This is a genomic window from Paracidovorax cattleyae (assembly GCF_900104515.1).
GTDB lineage: Bacteria > Pseudomonadota > Gammaproteobacteria > Burkholderiales > Burkholderiaceae_C > Paracidovorax > Paracidovorax cattleyae.
Window position 1 is genome coordinate 1 of record NZ_FNJL01000083.1, and the last position, 2,307, is coordinate 2,307.

At 72.3% G+C, this 2,307-nt stretch carries 2 protein-coding genes; both read right to left on the reverse strand.

From position 1 onward, the window contains the following. Window positions 1-210 precede the first annotated feature (210 nt). A complete protein-coding gene (locus BLR05_RS25550; RefSeq protein WP_092840629.1) occupies window positions 211-1,686 on the reverse strand; it encodes an HlyD family type I secretion periplasmic adaptor subunit in 1,476 nt (491 codons plus the stop codon). Then, window positions 1,683-2,307, reverse strand: a 625-nt coding sequence (locus BLR05_RS25555) for an ATP-binding cassette domain-containing protein (RefSeq protein ID WP_143016054.1), incomplete at its 5' end; no start/stop codon positions are given. The genes BLR05_RS25550 and BLR05_RS25555, both read right to left, overlap by 4 nt.

A 2,307-nucleotide genomic window follows, 5' to 3' on the forward strand; every position in this document is an offset into this window, starting at 1 on the left:
TGCCGCGCGCGCCGCGGCGAGTGCATCGTGCAGGGAACCGTGCAGCCCCTCCGGGCTGCCAGCAGCCGGCACTGCGGTGTCGTCGTCCTTGCCGGTGGCGGTGCGCACCCCGGCCGCGCGCAGCACGGAAGCGAGGGTGGTCTGTGCGGTGTTGCTGTCCGTCATGGTCTTCATCCCTTCCTTGGTGTTTGAAACTCGATCTGGTTCTCTTCAGCGCTCGCGCAGGCTTTCGCTGCCGGCCTTCTGGATGGGGCTGAGCAGGTAGTCGATCACCCGGCGCTGTCCGGTCTTGATCTCGGCCGTCAGGTTCATGCCGGGCGCGAGGCGGATGTCCTTGCCGTCCACGGCGATGTGGTTCGCGTCCAGCCGCAGCAGTGCCGGGAAGATGGCCCCGCGCTTCTCGTCGTTGACCGCGTCGCGGGTGACGGTCTCCACCTGCGCGGGCACGGTGCCGTACCGCGTAAAGGGGAACGTCTCCAGCTTGATCGTCACGTCCTGCCCCGGCTCGACGAAGCCGATGTCCTTGTTCTCCAGCGTGACCTCGGCGCTCACGTGGGCGCCGTCGGGCACGATGACCATGAGCACCTGGGCTTCCGTGACGACGCCGCCCTCGGTGTGCGCGGCCAGTTGCTGCACGGTGCCGCTCACGGGTGCGGACAGGGTGGCCAGGCGCTCGCGCCGCTCGGCCTTGGAGAGTTCCTGCGCGTTCTGCTCGCGCTTGAGGTCCGCCTGCGCCTGCCGCTCGCTCAAGGCGCGGCGGGTCTCTGCCAGGTAGGACATGCGCGCCTGCCGCGCTTCGGCGAGCGTGGCGAGGGCTTCCTGCAGGCGGGCCTGCTGGGTCGCGAGGTCGCGCTCCATTTCCACGCGCTCGCGCGTGCGGTCCTGGGTGGCGTGGCTGGAGACGAACCCCTGCCCGGTCAGCGTCTGGAAATCCCGCTCGCGCTGGCGCACCACGGGCAGCGTGGCTTCGAGCTTGCCGACCATGGCGCGCACGGTGGCGATCTCGGCCTCGCGGCGCTGGCGCTCGGCATCCAGGCGGGCGATGCGGGCGGTGATGTCGCTCCATTCGGCCAGCAGTTGCCCCTGGGCGTCGGCGCGCTCGCGGTCGCTCCATGCGGCGGGCACGTCCTGCGCGGCCCAGCGGGGCGGCTTCGCGCCCGGCCCCGCTTCGCCGGCCAGCGCCTGCTGCAGCGCCCGCACGCGCAGCGATTCCGATTCCGCCGACCGGTGCGCCTCGCCGAAGCTGGTGCGGTCGGCGTGCGCGGCGGTGGGGTCGAGTTCGAGCAGCGGCTGGCCGGCGGTCACGTGCTCGCCCTCGCGCACGAGCACGCGCCGCACGACGCTGTTTTCCAGCGGCTGCACGAGCTTGGTGCGGTCGCTGACGATGATGCGGCCGGGCGCCACGGCGACGATGTCGATCTTGCCGAAGATGGACCAGGCCAGCGCGATCGCGAAGAGCGCCATGAGCAGCCAGGCCAGGCGCCGCGGCGCGGGATGGACCGGCGTTTCCTGCAGGCTCAGGGCCGCCGGCAGGAAGGCGCGCTCGTCGGCGAGCAGCGGCGGGCCGGCCAGCGCGGAGCGCTGCGCCCAGGCCGCGCGGAAGATCTCGCCGTAGCGCTGCAGCAGCAGGCGCACGGGGTGCCGCGGCATGCCGCCGGCCGGGCGCGGGGTGGTGGAGGCCGTCATGCCACGCCCTCCTCGGCGCGCTGACCGGCGCGGGCCTGCAGGGCGCCGCCGGAGCCGCCGTCCTGCATGCGCCACAGGTGGGCGTAGAGCCCCTGCGGGCGCTGGACCAGGGCATCGTGCGGGCCGGACTCCACGATGCGGCCCTTGTCCATCACGATGATGCGGTGCGCCTGGCGCACGGCCGAGAGCCGGTGGGCGATGATGAGGACGGTGCGGCCCTGGCAGATGTGCGCCATGTTGCGCTGGATGACGGCTTCGCTTTCGTAGTCGAGCGCGCTGGTCGCCTCGTCGAGGATGAGGATGCGCGGGTGGGTGAACAGCGCCCGCGCGATGGCGATGCGCTGGCGCTGCCCGCCCGACAGGCTGCCGCCCTGCTCGCCCACGAGCGTGTCGTAGCCCTCGGGCAGCTCGCTCACGAAGTCGTGGGCACCGGCCAGCCGCGCCGCGTGCATCACGGCCTCGATGGGTGCGGCGGGATCGGCGATGGCGATGTTCTCGCGCACGCTGCGGTTGAACAGCAGGTTCTCCTGCAGCACCACCCCGACCTGCCTTCGCAATTGCGCGGCGTCGATCAGGCTGATGTCGATGCCGTCCACGAGGATGCGGCCCTGCTCGGGCACG